We start from the raw sequence: 19,538 nt of genomic DNA on the forward strand, positions 1-19,538 counted from the left end.
GGATCATTCTGCGGCCACCTGCTGCGGTGTCACCGGAACCACCTTGGCATCGACGATGCTCAGCGTGGCGCTGATCGCGCCCTTGCGGCCGTCCTCATAGGTAACTTCGGTGGTGGTCGAGACCTGATCCGAGCCGTCATAAAGCGCGGTGATGATGTCGGCGAACTTGTCCTCGACGATGCGGCGGCGCACCTTGCGGGTACGGGTCATCTCACCGTCATCCGCGTCCAACTCCTTGTGCAGCACGACAAAGCGATGCACCTGACAGCCAGACAGCATTTCGTCGGCGGCAACGGATTTGTTCACCTCTTCTACATGCTCCCGGATGCTCTCCAGAACCTTCGGGTGGCCGGCCAGTTCCTGATAAGAGGCATAGGCAATGTTGTTGCGCTCGGCCCAGTTGCCTACGGCAGTCAGGTCGATGTTGATGAAAGCCACGCAACGATCCTTGCCATTACCAAAGAGCACGGCCTCAAGGATGTCGGGGTAGAACTTCAGTTTGTTCTCGACATATTTCGGAGCAAACATTGCACCGCTGGCCATTTTGCCAACATCCTTGGCCCGGTCGATGATGCGCAGGTGGCCCGTATCGTTTTCGATAAAGCCCGCATCGCCAGTCGCGACCCAGCCTTCAGGATCCTTGGTCGAAGCGGTGGATTCCGCGTTCTTGTAATACTCCACGAAAACGCCGGGCGAGCGGTAGAAGATCTCGCCATTGTCGTCAATGCGGATCTCCACATCCGGCGCCGGAACGCCAACCGTATCGGCCCGCACTTCGCCATCGGGCTGCACGGTGATGAAAACGGTGGCCTCGGTCTGACCATAAAGCTGTTTGAGGTTGATCCCCAGCGAGCGATAGAAATCGAAGATTTCCGGGCCGATGGCTTCACCGGCGGTGTATCCGACACGGATGCGGCCATAGCCAAGGGTATCTTTCAGCGGACCGTAGACCAGAATGTCACCCAGCTTGTACTTCAGCCGGTCCATCAGCCCCACGGGCCTGCCGTCCAGGATGTCGCCGCCGACCTTCTTGGCGTGGGCCAGGAAGTGGTGGAACATCTTGCGCTTCAGCGGACCTGCATCTTCCATCCGGATCATGACGCTGGTCAGCTGACCTTCGAAGACGCGCGGCGGAGCAAAGAAATAAGTCGGACCGATTTCCCGCAGGTCCGTCATCATGGTGTCCTGGCTTTCCGGGCAGTTCACGCAGAAGCCGCACCAGTAGGCCTGACCGATCGAGAAGATGAAGTCCCCAACCCAGGCCATCGGCAGGTAGGAAAGGATGTTCTCGTTGCGGGTCAGCTTATCGAAATCAGCCGAGTTCTTGGCGCTTTCGATCACGTTGCGGTTGGACAGGACAACGCCTTTTGGCTTGCCCGTCGTCCCCGAAGTATAAAGCATCACACAGGTGCTGTCGTAGGTCAGCTTGGCCTTGCGCGCCTTCAGATCCGGGATCCATTCGTCATAGGCGGCGCGGCCCTGCTCCTGCACGTGGCTGTACTGGTGCAAGGCATGGTGGTCGTATTTCCGCATGCCGCGCGGATCCAGATAGATCACATGCTCCAGCTGGTGCAGCTGCTCCTGAATCTCGATCACCTTGTCGACCTGTTCCTGGTCTTCGGCGATCACATAGCGGGCGCCGCAATGATCCAGCACATAGGCCAGTTCCTCGGCGGCAGAGTCGTTGTAGACCGGCACCGGAATGGCGCCGACGGACTGCGCCGCAACCATCGACCAGTAAAGGTAGGGGCGGTTGCGCCCAATGATGGCGATGAAATCGCCTTCCTTGATGCCTAGGTTGATCAGGCCAAGCGCCAGTGCTTCGATCTCCTTGGCGATTTCCACCCAGGTCCAGCACTGCCAGATTCCGAATTCCTTTTCCCGGTAAGCCGGCTGATTAGCGAATTCCGTGGCGTTACGTTCAAGCAGCGCCGGCAGAGACAATAGTCCTGCGGCGCCCGACTGCGTCTGAGCCAATTTTATCTCCTCCCTTTCCGGCCTCCCCTGGCCGGATGATCGCTGTTCCGCGATTCTGATCCCGATTAGGACCTGTCTGATGGTAGTGCGTCAACTTTTTCCTGATGTTTTCCCAATTCTTACGAATTGTAACAGGATCACAGGATTGTGTTCCGGCCTGTTTCACATCCCCTCAACCACCGCAGATTTACCGCGACACCGAGACCGGCAAAATGCGCCACGCGCCCTCACGCCGCAGCAGACCACCTCTTTGCCGCGCCGCCGCACAGTGGTAGCCATAGCGCGGGAGAACATATGAAACAGTCAGACAAACAACGCGCCGCTATGACGACCGCCGGGCTCAACCTGATCGCTCAGGCGCTGTCGATCTACGATAGCGATCTGCGGCTGGCAGTCTGTAATCGTCGGTTCAAGGAGATGTTCGCCCTACCGGACAGGCTGGTAACCCCCGGCGCGCGCTTTGACGAAACCATCCGGTATATCGCCGAAAGCGGCGAATACGGCCCAATCGAGGATATCGACGAATTTGTCGACTCCCGCGTCGAACAAGCGCTTGCCTTTGTTCCACATTATCTGGAACGCACCCGCGCCAACGGGCAGGTGATCTCGATCGAGGGGGCACCACTTTCGCAGGGGGGCTGGGTGTCGGTCTATACCGATATCACCCGGACAAAACGGGTCGAACTGTTGCTGCGGGCCCGGTCCGAGGAAATGTCGGACCGTCTGATCGCCCATACCGAAGAACTGTCGGCAGCAAACCGCGAACTGGCCGCCACCAACAGCGCCTTGGAAGAGGCCAAACGCCAGCTCACCGAGATCGAAGCCCGCACCCGTCTGACGACGGAAATGATGCCGGCCCATATCGCCCACGTGGATGGCGAAGGCTATTATTCCTTTACCAACCGGCGGCTCAGCTCGGTCTTTCCGGGCCGTCCCTCGGACATTCTGGGGATGCATATCTCGGATGCGCTGGGGCCATCCGCCTTTGCCCGGATCGAACCGCACCTGATGGCCGCCTACAAAGGTGGCAGCCCGGTCTTTGAGTTTACCGAGGAACACGGCAGCCGCCGCATCCGCGTCGCCTTTACCCCGGACAACAGCGGCGGCGTCTTTATCCTGTCGATGGATGTGACCGAAGAAACCCAGGCCCGCGTCGCCCTGCAACAGGCCCGCCGCCGCGAAATGGCGGCGCAGATGACCTCCGGCCTTGCGCATGACTTTTCGAACCTTCTGACCATCATCCTCGGCATGCAGGGCAAACTGGCCAAGATGGATCTGCCCCCCGAAGCGGATGAGCTAATCCAGGGCACCCTTTCAGCGGCACGGCGGGGTGGGCGGCTTCTGAACCGCATCGGGGAAATGACAGGCCAGCGCACCCTGCGCCCGCAGGCCACCGACATGCATGTGCTGCTCAATGAGCTGAAGATCCTCGCCTCGCCCTCGCTGCCGCAGGGCATCGGCCTCAGCATTCTCGACAATACGCCCGACGTGATGCTGCTGCTGGATGCGGGCAAATTGCAGGACGCGCTGCTGAACCTTATTTTCAACGCCCGCGACGCCTGCGGCACCACCGGGCAGATCACCGTCAGCGTCCATGCGGTCGGAGAAACCTGGCTGGAAATCAGCGTCAGCGACACTGGTCCCGGCTTTTCCCCCGAGGCGCTGAAACAGGCGCTGAACCCGTTTTTCACCACCAAGGGCAGCGAAGGCTCGGGCCTGGGTCTGCCGACCGTTTATGACATGGCGAAATCTACAGGCGGCGACATGCGCATCGCCAATACGGTCTCGGGCGCCAGCGTTACCCTGCGCCTGCCCTACCGGCTGGCGCCGGATGCCTCGGGCGGGATCGCACTGCTCGTCGAAGACAGCGAAAGCCTGCGCGCCACCTTTCGCGACATGCTGATCGACCTTGGCTATTCCGTGATCGAGGCCACCAGCGTAGACGAAGCCTCGGCCCTGACCGCTGACATTCCGGACATGGCGCTGGTGCTGTCCGACATCCGGCTGGAAGGTGAGGCCACCGGGATCGATCTGGTCGACCGGCTGGCCGGATCCTCCCTGCCCTGCATCCTGATGACGTCGCTGCCCCCGGGCGATGCCATGCATCGGGAGGCTTTGAAACGCGGGCCTGTTCTGCAAAAACCCTTTACCACGCAGCAGCTGTCGGCGCTGATCACACCGGAGACCCCTTCATGACCGCGCCTCTTGTCACCATTCTGGACGATGAACCCGAAATCCGCCGGATCCTGACCGAGACCCTGGAAGAGGCTGGTTTCCGCACCCAAAGTTTTTCCCGGGCGCGCGAATTCGAAGCTTCCTTGAAACGGGTGACGCCAGATGTCTGCCTCGTTGACCTGTCGCTGCCCGACACCGATGGGCTGACACTTGTGCACAGGCTGGCGCTGGAGCAGGGCGCGGCGGTGATCATCATTTCCGGTCGCGCGCAGGTGCAGGACCGGGTGACCGGGTTGGAGCTGGGCGCTGATGATTACATCACCAAACCCTTTGATCCCACCGAAGTCGTCGCCCGTATCCGCGCCCGTCTGCGCGGCGGCCCGCGTGCCCAGGTGCAAAGCGGGAATTCGGCGCAGTTCTCTGGCTGGACGGCCCATTTCGACCGCTATGTTCTGGAGGATGAAACCGGCGGCGAAACGCCCTTTTCCCATGCCGAGGGCGAAGTGCTGCGGCTGTTTCTGGACAGTCCCAAGCGGCTGATCTCCCGCGCCCAGATGCAGGAGGCACTGGGCGGGGCTGCCGGGGACAGTTTCGACCGGGCCATGGATGTGCGTGTGTCACGCCTGCGCACCAAATTGCGCGAAGATCCCAAGAACCCCCGCCTGATCAAGACCATCTACGGCGCGGGCTATATTTTCCTCGGCGATGTGAACTGGCTCTGAGGCCGGTCATCGGCTGTCGGCATCAAGCGGCAGGATGACCGGAACAAACCAGCGGTGCAAAAGTGATCCCGGCCCGTGCGGGTTCACCATCCTTTCTCTTGCCGACCCGAATCACCGCGATTAGAATCGCCTCATGGCTACCTGTCTTCTCTATCGTGAAACATCATCCCGGCCCTCCCGGTTTTACCGGATCGAACTGGCGATGAACCTGTTCTCAGAGGTTTCCGTCCTTCGGGAATGGGGGGTCGCAGGGCGCGATGGGCAAAGCGTGATCAACATCTATGGCAACCTGCGCGAGGCGTCGGTTGCCGCCGACAGCCACCGCAACCGCATGATCAAACGCGGCTATAACCGCGACGGACTGGCATCGCAGGCCACCGCCGACTGATCACGCAGCACACTCCGGCGACCCGCAGGCCGCCGGTTTCTGCACTTAATTTCTGTTCACAGGGCCGCGGCCGCCTGGGCCAAAACTTCCAGCCCCAGCGTCAGATCGGCTTCGTCCGTGTCCTCGTCAAAGGCGTGGCTGATGCCGCCGATTGACGGCACAAAGAGCATCCCGGTTGGCATGACCCGCGCCACATTAGCGGCATCGTGCAGCGCCCCCGACGGCATGTCACGCCATTGCTGCGGCGCCAGATCTTCGGCCGCCGCGCGCAGGGCCGCCTGAATGCGGTCATCCATGGCAACGGGTTCGATGCCCATCACCGGTCCCATCTCCACCTCCACGTCGCGTTCCGCTGCGATCTCGTCACAGGTCTGACGGATGATCTGTTCCATCTCCAACAGACGCGCGGCCTCCGCATCACGCCACTGCATGGAGAAGGTCACCCTGCCCGGCACCACCGAAGACGCATTGGGATGCAGTGCAACATGGCCAAGGGTCCAGACGGTTGCCGGGGTGACGATCTCGGCAAACCGTTCATTCAGGCGGGTGTTGAAGGCCGAAAGCGCCTGAAAGGCATCCTGCCGCAGATGCATCGGCGTCGTGCCCGCATGGTTCTGACGACCGGTAAAGGTGATCCGCATATCCCGGATTCCAACGATATTGGTGACAACACCGATCTTTTCACCGGTGGTGTCCAGGGTAGGCCCCTGTTCGATATGCATTTCCAGAAAGCCGGTGAACAGATCCGTCGGCACGGGTTTTTCCGTCCCTTCTTTCATCCGCTGCCGCGCGGCCCGCAGCGTCTGCCCCTCGTTATCGGTCTGCTGATCCGCATCCGCCATCGACAGCCGCCCGGTCCAGACGTCCGATCCGGTCAGAACACCGAAACGCCCCTCTTCATCCTGAAAGCTGACAACGGAAATCGGCGGCCCTCCGGCCTCTTTGCTGGCGCGGGCAATTTCCAAGCCGGCAATGACGCCCAGCGCACCATCCAGCCACCCGCCTTCGGGCTGGCTGTCGCTGTGCGAACCGATCAGCAAGGATTTCTCCCCGGCAATGCCAAAAAGATTGCCAAGCCGGTCAAACCGAACCTCAAGCCCCGCTTCCTGCATGCGGCTCGCCAGCCAGCGGCGCGCGGCGATGTCCACCGCGGTATAGGCCGGACGAACCACACCTTTCCCGACCCCGGAGGCCCCGAACGAGCGCAGCGTATGGAGATCCGCCAAGAATCTCTGGGGGTTGATCTTCATTCCGGGTTCTCCCTTGGTCACGGTCTTGTGTACGGCCCGTCAGTTCCAACGGGTGTTAACCTACATCTTCCATCATTTGCGTTATGTCCACATTTTGTTAACCTTTTTCCGGAACGTCTTTCCTGCATTTTTTCACGCGTGCCAAATCGGCACCCGGTAAATTTCGCGCCATCCCTGAAACCTTCCTTCCATGTCGCGGGCTGCTCACCTAAGAGTCAGGCCAAAGATCAGAGGAACGGAAGCGATGTCTCATATCACGCTGATCCGCCACGGGCAGGCAAACACCGAGGCCCGCGACGAGCACAGCTATGACCGGCTCAGCGATCTGGGCCATCAGCAGGCGGCCTGGCTGGGTGAGCATCTGCGCGCCAGCGGCGCCAGCCATCCCCGTATCTATTGCGGCACCCTGACCCGGCACATCGAAACCGCTGCGGGCATGGGATATACCGAAGAGGTGGTGCAGGATCCCCGTCTCAACGAGATGGAGTATTTCACCCTCGCCCAGGCGATGGAGAAACAGCACGGGCTGGCCATCCCGCAGGAACGCGAAGGCTTCATTGCCCACCTGCCGCAGGTGCTGGCCGCCTGGGCAGAAGGTGAAATCGATGATGCCCCCGAAAGCTGGAGCGATTTTGAAACTCGCACCCAAGCGGCCCTGTCCGAAATCGCGGCGGGAGAAGGTCCGGCATTGGTGGTGACCTCGGGCGGGCTGATCTCCATGGCGATGCGTCAGGCGATGATGCTCGAAATCACCGGCATGGCCCGGATGGCGCTCGCGATCATGAATACCTCGATGCACCGTCTGTTCCCCATTGGCGGGCACTGGTCGCCGGTACTGTTCAACGCGGTACCCCATCTGGAAACACCCGACCGCCATTTTGCGCAGACCCATCTTTGACCGCAGGTTTGACCACGATTTGACCATGGGGCAGACCGCCCGCGACAGGATTGAAGGAAGAAACAGATGCAACTTTATTATGCTCCCGGCACGATCTCGATTGCAGTGGCCATCGCGCTTGAGGAAGCCGGTATCACCTATGAGGCGGTCAATGTGGATTTTGCCAGCGCCGAGCAGACAAAACCCGCCTATGGGCAGATCAATCCCAAGGGCCGTGTGCCCGCGCTGGCGGTCGAGGGCGGCATCCTGACCGAAACCGGCGCTCTGCTGGACTATATCGCCGATCTTGCTCCCGACGCAGGCCTGCGCCCCGAAGACCCGGTTCTGAAGGCCCGCATGCGCGAGGTGATGTACTACCTTGCCTCGACCATGCACGTGAACCACGCCCACAAGATGCGCGGCAGCCGTTGGGCCAGTCAGCAATCCTCGTTTGAGGACATGACAGCGAAAGTGCCAGAAACCATGGCCGCCTCTGCCGCCTACATCAGCGAAAACGGCCTTAAAGGGCCCTTTGTGCTGGGTGATGAGATCAGTATCGCCGATTGCTATCTGTTTGTGGTGTGCAGCTGGCTCGAAGGGGACGGGGTTTCGGTTGCGGATTATCCCAAGATCCGGGATTTCATGGCCACCATGGATCAGCGCCCCTCGGTGCGCGCAGTCCGCGCCAAGGGCATGCTTTGATATTTGAGTGAAGGACGACAAGAGAATGACTCATCTCTGGGTACGGGCCGAGCAGCGCCCGAATGAAGAACGGGTCGGGCTGACCCCCGAAGGCGCCAAGGCGCTGATCGATGCAGGCATCAAGGTCACGGTCGAGAAGAGCTCGGTCCGGGCGATCCCCTTGCAGGGCTATGTGGATGCAGGCTGCGATATCGCCGCCGAAAACAGCTGGCCCACAGCCCCGGCAGAGGCGATCATCTTTGGCCTGAAAGAACTTCCCGAGGACGGCACGCCGCTGCCGCACAGGCACATCATGTTCGGCCATGCCTTCAAGGGTCAGCACTCGGGCAAGGCGTTGCTGGAGCGGTTCCGCCAGGGTGGCGGCACGCTTTATGACCTGGAATATCTGGTGGACGAAAGCGGCCGAAGGGTTGCGGCCTTTGGCTATTGGGCCGGCTATGCAGGCGCGGCGGTGACGCTGAAATGCTGGGCCGCTCAGCAGCGCGGCGAAATCTGTGGCCCGGTTGGTGTCTTCAAGGACAAGGATTCGCTGATTGCCGATCTGTCCTCCGAGCTGTTCGCGCTGAAAGCCCCCCGCCCCACCGCCATCGTGATTGGAGCCCTCGGGCGTGTTGGCACTGGCGCGGCGGATCTGCTGGAGACCATGGGCGTCATCGTTACCAAATGGGACATGGCGGAAACCGCCAATGGCGGTCCCTTCCCGGAAATCCTGGAGCACGATCTGTTCCTCAACTGCATCTTTGCGCGCCCCGGCACGCCTGTGTTTGTACCGCAATCTGCCCTGACAGAGCCGCGCAAGCTGACCGCCATCGGCGATGTCGCCTGCGATCCGGACAGCGATTACAACCCGGTGCCGGTCTATGACCGCGCCACCACCTGGGATGCCCCTGCCCTGCGCGTGGCCAAGGATCCGGTTCTAGACGTGATGGCCATCGACAACCTGCCCTCAATGCTGCCCGCCGAAAGCTCGGTCGATTACGCCGAGCAGCTTTTGCCCTCGCTTCTGACGCTGGGCGATCTCGGCAGCGGTGTCTGGGGCCGGGCCAAAGCAACCTTTGACGAAAACATGGGCAACTGATGGAACTGTACATCGGATATCTGGCCGGCACGATGGGCACGATCTGCTGGATCCCCCAGGCTTGGCGCGCCTGGAGCACGCGGGACACCTCGGGCCTGTCGCTGGCGGCCAACCTGATGTTTCTTCTCACCGTCTCGCTCTGGCTCATCTACGGGCTTATGGTGGGCGACATGCCTTTGATCCTGGCCAACTTCTGTGCCTTGCTGATCGTGATCAGCATCGTTCTGGCCAAACTGAAATACAAATAAGGGAGTACCACTCATGACCATCCACTGGTGCGGAACCGGCCTGTCGGCCATCCCCGGCCTGCGCCGCCTTCTGGAGGCGGGCCATGACGTTGCGGTGTGGAACCGCACCCCCGAAAAGGCGCGCGAAGCGGTGGGCGATCTGACCACCAACATTCACGCCTTTTCCATCGCCAACCTGGCCCAGATGCTGAGCCCGGAGGACGTTGTCGTCTCAATGCTGCCTGGCGACTGGCACGTGGAGCTGGCCGAACTGGCGATCTCCAAAGGCGCCCATTTCGTGTCCTCCTCCTACATTGCGCCGGAAATGCGCGCGCTGGATGACAAGGCGCGCGAAGCAGGCGTGGCCCTGGTGAACGAGGTCGGCCTTGATCCCGGCATCGACCACCTGATGGCCCACGCGCTTGTGCAGGATTACAAGGCATCGGACGCCTATGATGCCGAGAACCACATCAGCTTTATCTCTTACTGCGGTGGCATTCCGAAGACCCCGAACCCATTCCGCTATAAATTCAGCTGGTCACCGCTCGGCGTGCTGAAGGCGCTGCGTTCACCCTCGCGGTCGGTGCGGGATTATTCCGAGCTGCGCGTGGACCGGCCATGGGATGCGATCAGCAGCTATGACGCGCCGCTGCCCACGCCTGAAAGCTTTGAGGTCTACCCGAACCGCGACTCGCTGCCCTTCATGGCGCAATACGAGTTCGAAGAGGCCTGGCCGGTGAAGGAATTCGTGCGCGGCACCCTGCGCCTCAACGGCTGGTCCGAGGCCTGGGCCGATGTCTTCAAGGAAGTCGAGACCCTGGAAGGCGAAGCAGGCGATGCCCGCCTGAAAGAGATGTCCGACCAGTTCTGGGACGAAAACGCCTATGACGAAGGTGAAGCGGACCGGGTCGTGCTCTGCGTCAGCCTGAAGGCGGAAAAGGACGGCAAGGTCGTTTGGCACAAGACCTATGTGATGGATGCCTGGGGCGACGAGCGCAGCACCGCCATGGCGCGCCTTGTGTCCTATCCGGTCAGCTTTGCCATCGAGGCCGTGATGAACCGCCAGATCCCGGCCGGCGTTCACGCCGCCCCCAGCGATCCCAAGCTGATCGAAAAATGGATGGGCGAGATCGGCAAGCTGGCCCAGCATCTGGAAATCATCGACCACGCAGGCTGAACCAAACAGCTCTGCCAACACAAAAGACCCGCTCAGGCGGGTCTTTTTTTTTGTGAGGCGCCCTTCAGCGACCGATCACATCGTCTTCGATATCACCGACATCCACACCGATGGCCTCCAGCCCGGCCTCAATATTGTCGGCCAGATGCGGCGTTCCGATAAGGTAATCGGCGGTCGGGGTGGTGGCTTCGCTGCGAGCCGTCGCAAGCGCCTCTGACAGCTCTTCCGCCTCGAAACTGCCGCGACCGATCCACATGATCGCGGTCAGTTCGGCCTGCTCATCGACGCTCATCCGGTCGATAAAGGCGCGCAGCTCCCCTTCGGCCCGGTCCAGTTCCCGGGCCATCATCGCCACCTGGGCGACCTTGCGGGCGGAAATCTCCAACATTGTTCGTCTCCTGCTGTTCGCGGTTCTCCCGGTATCAGACAGCAGTGTCCCCTCCGGGTCTTTGATCTGGGGCAAAGCCGCCTTGTCCCCATCCGAAGATGTCGAGCCCGCTGCTGCGCCCGCGCAGATGCACCGGTGGCAGGGCAATCCAGCCGTCGCGCGCGGGCTTTGCTCCGGCGGCGTCAAACAGGGCGGCAGAGGCTATGATCCGGGCATCTGCCTGCCGTGTGAGCTGCTCCAGCCGCGCCGCGATATTCACTGTATCGCCAAAGACGCTGTATTCCAAACGCTCGGCATTGCCGACCACCCCGGAAAAGACCTCGCCCCAGTGCAGGCCGATCCCCGCCTCGACAGGCCCTTCCCCCGCCTCCAGACGCAAGGCCGTCCAGCGCTGCAGTTCTTCATCCAGCGCCCCGGCGCAATCGAGCGCTCGCTGCGCCCCTTCCTCACCTTCGAACAGGATCATCGCGGCATCGCCGATGTATTTGTCGATCAAGCCGTTGCTGCACGCCGCAGCCCGCTGCACCCGGCGGCGGAATTCGGTGATATAGGCGCTGACCTCCTGCGGATCGCGCCCCTCGGACCAGCTGGTGAACCTGCGGATGTCGATGAACAGGACCGCCATTTGCTGCCGCTGCCCCTGTCGTAACTCCTCCAGCCCGCCGCCCGCGAGGCGACCGGCCAACTGGGCGGGCAGGTAGCGGGTCAGATTGGTGCGCGCCTGCGCCTCGGTGATCGAGCGGTGCAAAAGCCCACGCATCCGGTAGGCGGCCACGACAAGAACAATGCCGGCCAAGGCAATCATGGAAATGCGGATGATATTAGGGGGCAAGGACAATAGGAACAGTGCCCGCTCCGCTGCCTGCACCGGCACCTGTTCGGGCTGCCAGAAGACCATCAGGGACAGGCCCGTCACGATCAGAAGCACCGTATAAGCTTGCAGATACGGATTGAACCGGAGAACCGCAAAGGCCAGCACCCCCGGTACCAGCCAGATCGGTGGCAGCAGGAAGGTCACGCCCCCCGGCAGGGATGTATTCTCAAGCCCCACCCAGGCATTCACCAGAAGGAAGGCGCAGTCCAAGGTCACGCCGGTCCAGATCATCCAGCCGCGAAACATCCCCCGGCGCGCGCGCCATAGGGTGAACAGTCCCAGCAGCAGGTAGGAAAACATGGTTGCCAGTGCAAAGAGCCATTGCCGACGCAGGTAGCTTTCCACCGTTTCAACATTGTCCCAGACGGTGAGAAAGAAGATCAGCAACAGCCCCAGCGACACCCCGATCCGCAGAACTGAGACGACGCGCTCGGCCTCCACCTCAGCCTGTCGCCACAACTCCCGGTCCGCTGCGCTGCCCCTCATCTCTCTGGATGCTCCAGCGGGACCACGGTCCCGGTTGGATCCGCCCCCTGGTCGATCTCTTCAAAGTCGAAGTTGTCGAGTCGCTGCGCCCGGCGCCCGGCCTTATCAGCGCTGATCTTGATCTCGGCGACGTCCTTGGCCGCTTGCGCAAAATGCCGATCCAGATTGACGACGCGCTCTCCCAGCCGTTCCACATCGCGGTGCAAGAGGCCCAGCTCACTGCGGATGGCCCCCGCCTGTTCGCGCATGCGAGCGTCCTTTAGGATCGCGCGCATGGTGTTCAGCGTCGCCATGCAGGTGGTGGGCGAGACGATCCAGACCTTCGCCGCAAACCCTTCGCGCACCACGCCGGTGAAATTGGCGTGCAGCTCGGCATAGACCGCTTCGGAAGGCAGGAACAGGATCGCACCATCGGCGGTTTCGCCCTCAATGATGTACTTCTCGGATATCGCCCGGATATGCGCCCGCAAGGCCGTTTTCATCTGCCGCGCCGCATAGGCCAGCTCGTCCTGGGTTTCGGCCCGGCGCAGCGCCTCATAGGGTTCGAGCGGGAATTTGCTGTCGATCACGATCGGCCCCGGCGGATTCGGCAGATGCACCAGACAATCGGCACGCTTGCCGTTGCTGAGCGTCGCCTGCAGCGTATAGGCATCCGCAGGCAGTGCCTTTGAGACGATGTCGTTCAGCTGGATCTCACCAAAGGCGCCCCGGGTCTGCTTGTTCGACAGGATATCCTGAAGGCTCAGCACATCGCCCGACAGTTTGGTGATATTGTCCTGCGCCTTGTCGATGGTCGCCAGCCGCTCCTGCAACTGCGTCAGAGAGGTCACCGTGCGTTTGGCGCTGCCGTGCAGGCTTTCCTGCATGCGTTCCTGCATCTCGGCCATGGCGCGGGCCTGACGCAGGGCATTGTCGGCCAGCCTATCGTTCATATGCTGCTGCACATCCGTCAGCCGTGCCTCCACCGTCTGCACCATCTGCACCTGCGCGTTGGCCTGCATATCCGACACATGCTGCAAACCGCCGCGCAGCTGCTGCACGGACTGTCCCAGATACTCCATCTGCTGCGCAATCGGCGCCACCGCCGAGGCCGCGCGGGCCGAGGCGCGCATGGAGAGGAACAGCAACAGGATCAGCAGCGCCGCAAAGCCGCCCGCCATCAGGGCCAGCGGCCCGACCTGATCCATGGCTGCCAAGGCCTCCTCCACGCTGTCCATCACGTGCGTCCGAACAGACGTTCGATATCGGCCAGTTTCAGCTCCACATAGGTGGGGCGGCCATGGTTGCACTGGCCGGAATGGGGCGTTGCCTCCATTTCTCGCAGCAGGGCATTCATCTCTTCGCCGCGCATCCGCCGCCCGGATCGGATCGAACCATGGCAGGCCACCCGGCTCAGGATCGCCTCCAGCCTTGCCTGAACCAGCTGGCTTTCGCCCTGATCGTCCAGCTCGTCCAGGATGTCCTTCACCATGGCCTCGGCGTTGACCTCTCCGAGGATTGCAGGGGTTTCCCGCACCGCCACGGCGTTGCCACCAAAGGCCTCGATGCCAAGACCGAATTTACCCAGCTCATCCGCCACCGCCAGCAAGCGGGCGCAGTCATTGTCGGAGAGTTCGACGATTTCCGGGATCAGCAGCGCCTGCGCCGCGACACCGTTTTCACCCATCTGACGCTTCAGCTTTTCATAGACCAGCCGCTCGTGCGCGGCGTGCTGATCGACGATCACCATGCCATCGGAAGTCTGGGCGATGATGTAGTTTTCATGCACCTGGCCGCGCGCTGCGCCCAATGGCAGGGCCTCGGCCTGCGCCTCCTGCATGCCCGGTTCTGCGGGCTGCACGGGCTCTTCGATGGTCTGCCCGCTGAAGGCGCTGCGCATCTCGGCAAAGCCTTGGCTCTGCGGCGGCGGAGAGGGCTGATAGGGCGGCACCGGCACGTAATCCGGTCGCTGCGCGCTATAGGCGGCCGTGCGGGCGCCCATCGACGGGCGGTCCATCTGGTAGACATATGGCGCCGACTGCGGGGTGGCCTGTTCGGGGCGCATGGCGCCCAGCGTCGCCCCGGCCACGGTGGTGGAGGCGCGATGCCCAGCCTCGGCCAGTGCGTGCCGCAGAGCCGAGACGATCAGCCCTCGGGCAAGCCCGGGATCGCGGAAGCGGACCTCAGATTTGGCGGGATGCACGTTCACATCGACCAGGGTCGGATCGCAATCGATGAACAGCGCCGCCACCGGATGGCGGTCCCGGCTGAGGAAATCGAAATAGGCCGCACGCAGGGCGCCGGTCAGCATCTTGTCCTTCACCGGACGCGTGTTCACAAAGAGGAACTGCGCCACCGCCGCGCCGCGGGAATAAGTCGGCAGCGCCGCGTAGCCATAAAGCCGCAAACCTTCGCGGGTGGCGTCGATCTTCAGCGCGTTTTCGGCAAACTCCCGCCCCAGCACCGAGCCAAGCCGCCCGTGCAGCGCATCGAACAGATCGCCAGACAGGGGATCGGCGCGGAAGGTGACGCGCCCCTCGCCGCCGCCGGATACATCCCGCAGGGTGAAGCCAACAGAGGGTTCGGCCATGGCGAGGCGCTTGATCACATCGCCGATCGCCTGCGCCTCGGCCCGGTCTGTGCGCATGAATTTCAGCCGCGCCGGGGTGGCGTAGAACAGATCGCGCAGCTCGACCACTGTACCCGCGCGCAGGGCGGCGGGTTTCACCGGCTCCATGCCGCCGCCTGCAACGCGGATCTGCGCCGCATCATTGCCTGCGGCGCGGCTGGTGATGGTTAGGCGTCCCACGGCGCCCAGGCTGGGCAGCGCCTCGCCCCGGAAGCCGAAGGTATGGATGTTGAGCAGGTCCGATCCGTCGATCTTCGAGGTCGCGTGACGCGACAGGGCCAGCGGCAGATCCTCGGGCGTCATGCCGCAGCCATCATCGGTGACCCGGATCAGGGTCTTGCCGCCATCGGCAATCTCCACCGTGATCCGCGTGGCGCCTGCGTCGATGGCGTTCTCCACCAATTCCTTCACGGCCGAAGCGGGGCGTTCAATCACCTCACCCGCCGCGATCCGGTTGATGGCGCTGTCCTCCAGCTGCCGGATAACGGGGCGGGAATTGTCGCGGATTTGGGGGTCTGGGCTGCTCATACCGCAAAATTTAGCATGGAGCCCTTCGATTCTGCCACCCGCAAAGCGCGCGAGGCAGCGGCGGATTACCCTCCGGCAGGCGCCCCCGCGCGACGGCGACAAGGGCCGAACCGGGCCGTCACCGCCAGGATCATGCCCGAGACGGCAGCGATCATGCCCGCCGCGCTGACCGCATCCGTACCGCCCAGCCACAGCGGCCCATAGCCCGCCAGAACATAGCCAAGCACCGCCGACAGCACCGCAAAAACGACGCTCCAGCCGATCTGCGCCTCCAGCCGGTTGGTCATCATCCGTGCCGCGGCGGGCGGGCAGATAAACATGGCGATGACGATGATCGACCCCACCGCATCAAAGGCCGCGACCGCCGCCACTGCAGCAGTGATCACCAGCGCCAGCCCCAGCAGATTGGTACGGATCCCCAGTGTACGGGCAAACCCTTCATCGAAGGTCGAGATTTTCAACGCCCGCCAGAACAGCGCGATGAAGGCCACCACGCCCAGCAGTGTCAGCCCCATGCGGGGCAGCTCCGGCGGCAGATAGCGCAGCGCCTCGGCATCCCAGAGAGAGGACCAGCCGGTAGCATCCAGCCAGATCAGACTTTCGAGGTTGCCATAAAGCGCATGTTCCACGTCCAGATGCACGGTGGAGGTATCGGTCTGTTCCAGCAGCAGCACACCGGCGGCAAACATGGTGGTAAAGATCACCCCCATGGCCGCGCCCGGCTCAATCCGGCCCAGACGGCGCACCGCCTCGATCAGGATGACGGCGGTGACGGCTGCACCCGCCGCGCCCAGCAGCATCGGCCCGGCCGCAATCGCTCCGGTCAGCAGGAAGGCCACCACGATGCCCGGCAACACCACATGGCTGATGGCATCCCCGATCAGGGCCTGTCGGCGCAGCAGCAGGAAATTGCCCGGCAGCGCGCAGGCCACGGCGGCAAATGTACCGATCAGCAGCGGCGTCAGCGAAAGGGGAACGAATTCAGAGCCCATCATCCTGCGGGAACCTCCTGCGGGCCGCCGATGCGGCGGTCGATTTCGCTGATCTGATCGCGGGTCAGCACGGTCTCGATCTCGCGCAGCCCGTCATAGAGCGCAGCGGCGGCCTCATGCGCCAGATCGCTGCGCACCAGTTCCCAGCGTTTTTCGTCGCGCAAGGCCTTGGCGGCGCGGGCGCGTCCCTTGTCGGTGGCCACTCCGTCGGCGCGCACCAATCCAGCGCGGCGCAACAGCCGCAGGGTCAGCGGTTCGTAGATCGGTTGCCCCTGCGCCAGCGCCAGCAATCCCTGCCGCAGATGCACCCGGCGCTGGAACCGCTGGTGGCGCAGCACCGCCGCCAACACGCCGCGCCCGGGGGCGAAAAGCAGAGACAGGGCAAAGAGCACAAAACTGACCAGCACGATGATCGGCCCGGTCGGCAGGTTGGGCGCCGAGGCGGAAATCGCTGCGCCGACATAGGCAGAGGCACCGCCTGCCAGCCCCGCATAGACCACGACACGATCCGAACGCTCAGTCCAGAAACGGGCGGTGACGGCGGGGATGATCAGCAGGGCGACGATCAGGATCAGGCCGACGATCTTTAGCCCCACCACGGTCACCGCCATGACCAGTCCCATCATCAAAAGGTCGATGCGGTGCACCGGCAGGCCGCGCGCAGCGGCATATTCGGGGTCAAAGGCCACCATCATCATCGGTCGCCGCGTCAGGAGGATCACCAGCAGGGCCGCTGCACTGCCTGCGGCGATGATCATCGCATCGCTGAACAGCATGCCGGCGGTCGATCCCAGAAGGAAGCCCTCAAGCCCCGCCTGCCGTCCCACGCCCAGCGTCTGGATCACCGTCAACAGCACGATCCCCAACCCGAAGAATACAGACAGGACTGCGCCGATGGCAGCATCCTCGGCCAGACGGGTGTTGCGGGTCAGCCAGTTCATGCACCAGAGGCCCAGCGCCGCCGACAGGGCAGACCCGAGCAGCAGCCCGGCCAGGTTGCGCCCGTCACCGCCCAGGAACACCATCACCAAAAAGGCAATGGCAACACCGGGCAGGGTTGCATGGCTGACCGCATCGCTGACCAGCGCCCGTTTGCGCAGGAACAGGAAGGTGCCAGTGATACCCGCTGCGCCGCCCAAAAGGGCCGCCCCAAGGGAGACCAGCGTGGCGTTATAGCCCAATTGCAGGAAAAGCGCGTCCATCAACATGGGATCAGACCTTTGCCGCCGCCAGCTGATCGATCTGCGCCGTCGCGAGGCGCCCGCCATAGGCGGCCTGCAGGGTTTCCGCGGTAAAGGCCTCGGCGACCGGACCTTCGGCGACCTTACGCGTATTGATCAGGAAGACATTGTCGAAATATTCCGCGACGGTGGCCAGATCGTGGTGCACCACCACAACCGTCTTACCTGCCGCGCGCAGGGATTTCAGGACGGTGATGATGGCCTTTTCTGTCGCCGCATCGACCCCGGCAAAGGGTTCATCCAGCAGGTACAGGTCCGCATCCTGCGCCAGTGCGCGGGCCAGGAACACCCGCTGCTGCTGGCCGCCCGAAAGCTGGCCGATCTGGCGGTCGGCGAAATCGCCCATGCCGACCCGATCCAGACAATCGCGCGCCACGGTCCGGTGATGACCCCGGATCCGGCCCAAGAGGCCAAGTTCACGATAGAGCCCCATCATCACTACGTCGATAACACGGGTCGGGAAGTCCCAGTCGATGCTGGCGCGCTGCGGCACATAGGCGATGCGGGCGCGCATTGCCTCCAATGGGCGGCCAAAGACCTGCACCCGGCCGGACACCGGCGGCACGATCCCAAGTGCGGATTTCAAAAGGGTCGATTTACCCGCCCCGTTGGGTCCGATGATGGCCGTCATCTTGCCCGGCTCGACCGTCATGTCGACACTGAAGACAGCGGGTTTCTCTCCGTAGGTAACGGTGAGGCCGCGAATGGCCAGCGGGCTGTTTTCCGGGGAAGTCGATGCGATGTCCCCTCCGGCGTCGCGCACAAGTTCAACCGTCTGTGTCATGATCAAAGCCCCGCCGACAGTTTGCCGTCCATGCCGCGCTCTGGCACATCTGCGCCCAGCGCCCCGGCGATGGTGGTCACGTTGTGGTCCAGCATACCCAGATAGGTGCCCTCATAGCTGCCATCGGCGCCCATCGCGTCCGAGAACAGCTCGCCCCCGATCTGCACCTCGTGGCCCTGCGCCGCCGCACCTTCGATCAGGGCGCGCATGGAACGGTCCGACACCGAACTTTCGACAAAGACCGCCGAGATTTTGCGCTCAACCAGCAGATCGACCAGTTCACCGATCCGATTCAGACCCGCTTCGGATTGGGTCGAGATGCCTTGAATGCCCAGCACCTCGAAGCCGAAATCGCGGCCAAAATAGCCAAAGGCATCATGTGCGGTGACCAGCACCCGGTTGTTTTCCGGCACGGTTTCCAGCGTTTTGCTCGCGTAGGCGATCAACCGGTCCAGATCCGCCAGATGTGCCTGAGCATTGGCCACAAAGGTTTGGGCCTCGGCCGGGCGGGCTTCGCTCAGCACCGCGGCGATATCCATCACCACCCGTTTCCACAGGTTCGGCGTCATCCAGACATGCGGATCGAACTTGTTCTCGTAATCGTCATGGGCCCGCAAGAGATCCTTTGGCAGACCTTCGGCCACCGCGACCACAGTCCGCTTGCGGGACAGATCGTGCAGGAAGCTTTCCATCTGCGCCTCAAGGTAGAGACCGTGATACAGCACCAGATCCGCCCGGGTCATCGCCACGATATCCGACCGCGTCTGCCGGTAGGCGTGGGGATCGACCCCCGGCCCCATCAGGGCGCGCACCTCAACCGCATCACCGCCGACCTGGCGCGCGGCATCCGCGATCATGCCCGTGGTGGCTACGATTTTCAGCGGTGCCTCGGCCACGGCGCGACCCGCCGCAAAGGCCAGTGTCAGCGGCAGTACCAGCAATAGCGCAAGCCGCATCAGGCCATTGAGCGAAACTCTCATCCTCGTTCTCCTTCATGCCGGTTTTCAGGCCGGTGTTGAAGGCAATATGAGAACGATTCTCAAAACTGTCAATGTAAATGCGAA

The 19,538-nt window shown here is 62.7% G+C and carries 18 protein-coding genes; 8 read left to right on the top strand and 10 right to left on the bottom strand.

The annotated features are described in order from the left end of the window. Window positions 1–3 precede the first annotated feature (3 nt). Window positions 4–1,977, bottom strand: coding sequence for an AMP-binding protein (locus tag JL2886_RS09535; protein ID WP_065271786.1), 1,974 nt, complete (start codon window positions 1,975–1,977; stop codon window positions 4–6). 294 nt (window positions 1,978–2,271) lie between these two features. Here JL2886_RS09535 and JL2886_RS09540 point away from each other — a divergent pair, with 294 nt between their 5' ends. The 3 genes from JL2886_RS09540 to JL2886_RS09550 all read left to right on the top strand — a co-directional run bounded on the left by JL2886_RS09540 (window position 2,272) and on the right by JL2886_RS09550 (window position 5,262). Next, window positions 2,272–4,173, top strand: a complete 1,902-nt coding sequence (locus JL2886_RS09540) for a PAS-domain containing protein (protein WP_065271787.1) — start codon at window positions 2,272–2,274, stop codon at window positions 4,171–4,173. Further along, window positions 4,170–4,874, top strand: coding sequence for a response regulator transcription factor (locus JL2886_RS09545; RefSeq protein ID WP_065271788.1), 705 nt, complete (start codon window positions 4,170–4,172; stop codon window positions 4,872–4,874). Before JL2886_RS09540 ends, JL2886_RS09545 begins: the two co-directional genes overlap by 4 nt. Before the next feature lie 133 nt (window positions 4,875–5,007). After that, window positions 5,008–5,262 carry a WGR domain-containing protein gene (locus tag JL2886_RS09550; protein WP_065271789.1) on the top strand — a complete coding sequence of 85 codons (255 nt, stop codon included), beginning with the start codon at window positions 5,008–5,010 and terminating at the stop codon, window positions 5,260–5,262. Between the two features lie 56 nt (window positions 5,263–5,318). Here the strand turns inward: JL2886_RS09550 and JL2886_RS09555 are convergent, their stop codons facing one another. After that, complete coding sequence (locus JL2886_RS09555) at window positions 5,319–6,512, bottom strand: hydantoinase/carbamoylase family amidase (RefSeq protein WP_065273620.1); 1,194 nt, start codon at window positions 6,510–6,512, stop codon at window positions 5,319–5,321. A gap of 244 nt (window positions 6,513–6,756) precedes the next feature. Here JL2886_RS09555 and JL2886_RS09560 point away from each other — a divergent pair, with 244 nt between their 5' ends. The 5 genes from JL2886_RS09560 (at window position 6,757) to JL2886_RS09580 (ending at window position 10,573) form a co-directional block, all read left to right on the top strand. Continuing rightward, complete coding sequence (locus JL2886_RS09560; RefSeq protein ID WP_065271790.1) at window positions 6,757–7,410, top strand: histidine phosphatase family protein; 654 nt, start codon at window positions 6,757–6,759, stop codon at window positions 7,408–7,410. 66 nt (window positions 7,411–7,476) lie between these two features. Next, window positions 7,477–8,091, top strand: a complete 615-nt coding sequence (locus tag JL2886_RS09565; protein WP_065271791.1) for a glutathione S-transferase family protein — start codon at window positions 7,477–7,479, stop codon at window positions 8,089–8,091. 25 nt (window positions 8,092–8,116) lie between these two features. Further along, window positions 8,117–9,169 carry a saccharopine dehydrogenase gene (locus JL2886_RS09570; RefSeq protein WP_065271792.1) on the top strand — a complete coding sequence of 351 codons (1,053 nt, stop codon included), beginning with the start codon at window positions 8,117–8,119 and terminating at the stop codon, window positions 9,167–9,169. Further along, window positions 9,169–9,417, top strand: coding sequence for a SemiSWEET family sugar transporter (locus tag JL2886_RS09575; RefSeq protein ID WP_065271793.1), 249 nt, complete (start codon window positions 9,169–9,171; stop codon window positions 9,415–9,417). The genes JL2886_RS09570 and JL2886_RS09575 overlap by 1 nt, the downstream gene beginning before the upstream one ends. 13 nt (window positions 9,418–9,430) lie before the next feature. Continuing rightward, window positions 9,431–10,573, top strand: a complete 1,143-nt coding sequence (locus tag JL2886_RS09580; protein ID WP_065271794.1) for a saccharopine dehydrogenase family protein — start codon at window positions 9,431–9,433, stop codon at window positions 10,571–10,573. A 64-nt stretch (window positions 10,574–10,637) separates the two neighbouring features. Here the strand turns inward: JL2886_RS09580 and JL2886_RS09585 are convergent, their stop codons facing one another. The 8 genes from JL2886_RS09585 to JL2886_RS09620 all read right to left on the bottom strand — a co-directional run bounded on the left by JL2886_RS09585 (window position 10,638) and on the right by JL2886_RS09620 (window position 19,454). Then, window positions 10,638–10,961 (bottom strand): DUF3775 domain-containing protein, encoded by a 324-nt coding sequence (locus tag JL2886_RS09585; RefSeq protein ID WP_065271795.1) that lies wholly within the window; start codon window positions 10,959–10,961, stop codon window positions 10,638–10,640. A gap of 34 nt (window positions 10,962–10,995) precedes the next feature. Continuing rightward, window positions 10,996–12,321: an adenylate/guanylate cyclase domain-containing protein gene (locus JL2886_RS09590; protein ID WP_065271796.1), complete on the bottom strand. Its 1,326-nt coding sequence runs from the start codon at window positions 12,319–12,321 to the stop codon at window positions 10,996–10,998. After that, complete coding sequence (locus JL2886_RS09595; protein WP_082996045.1) at window positions 12,318–13,538, bottom strand: DNA recombination protein RmuC; 1,221 nt, start codon at window positions 13,536–13,538, stop codon at window positions 12,318–12,320. The genes JL2886_RS09590 and JL2886_RS09595 overlap by 4 nt, the downstream gene beginning before the upstream one ends. Then, a complete protein-coding gene (gene mutL / locus JL2886_RS09600) occupies window positions 13,538–15,457 on the bottom strand; it encodes a DNA mismatch repair endonuclease MutL (protein WP_065271797.1) in 1,920 nt (639 codons plus the stop codon). Before mutL ends, JL2886_RS09595 begins: the two co-directional genes overlap by 1 nt. 65 nt (window positions 15,458–15,522) lie before the next feature. Beyond that, window positions 15,523–16,452, bottom strand: a complete 930-nt coding sequence (locus tag JL2886_RS09605; protein WP_065271798.1) for a metal ABC transporter permease — start codon at window positions 16,450–16,452, stop codon at window positions 15,523–15,525. Continuing rightward, a complete protein-coding gene (locus JL2886_RS09610; RefSeq protein ID WP_065271799.1) occupies window positions 16,449–17,657 on the bottom strand; it encodes a metal ABC transporter permease in 1,209 nt (402 codons plus the stop codon). Before JL2886_RS09610 ends, JL2886_RS09605 begins: the two co-directional genes overlap by 4 nt. Window positions 17,658–17,661: 4 nt before the next feature. Beyond that, window positions 17,662–18,474, bottom strand: coding sequence for a metal ABC transporter ATP-binding protein (locus JL2886_RS09615; RefSeq protein ID WP_082996046.1), 813 nt, complete (start codon window positions 18,472–18,474; stop codon window positions 17,662–17,664). 2 nt (window positions 18,475–18,476) lie between these two features. Next, window positions 18,477–19,454, bottom strand: coding sequence for a metal ABC transporter solute-binding protein, Zn/Mn family (locus JL2886_RS09620; RefSeq protein ID WP_082996047.1), 978 nt, complete (start codon window positions 19,452–19,454; stop codon window positions 18,477–18,479). Window positions 19,455–19,538 lie beyond the last annotated feature (84 nt).

It is taken from the genome of Phaeobacter gallaeciensis, from assembly GCF_001678945.1.
In the GTDB taxonomy this organism is placed as follows: Bacteria; Pseudomonadota; Alphaproteobacteria; order Rhodobacterales; family Rhodobacteraceae; genus Phycobacter; species Phycobacter gallaeciensis_A.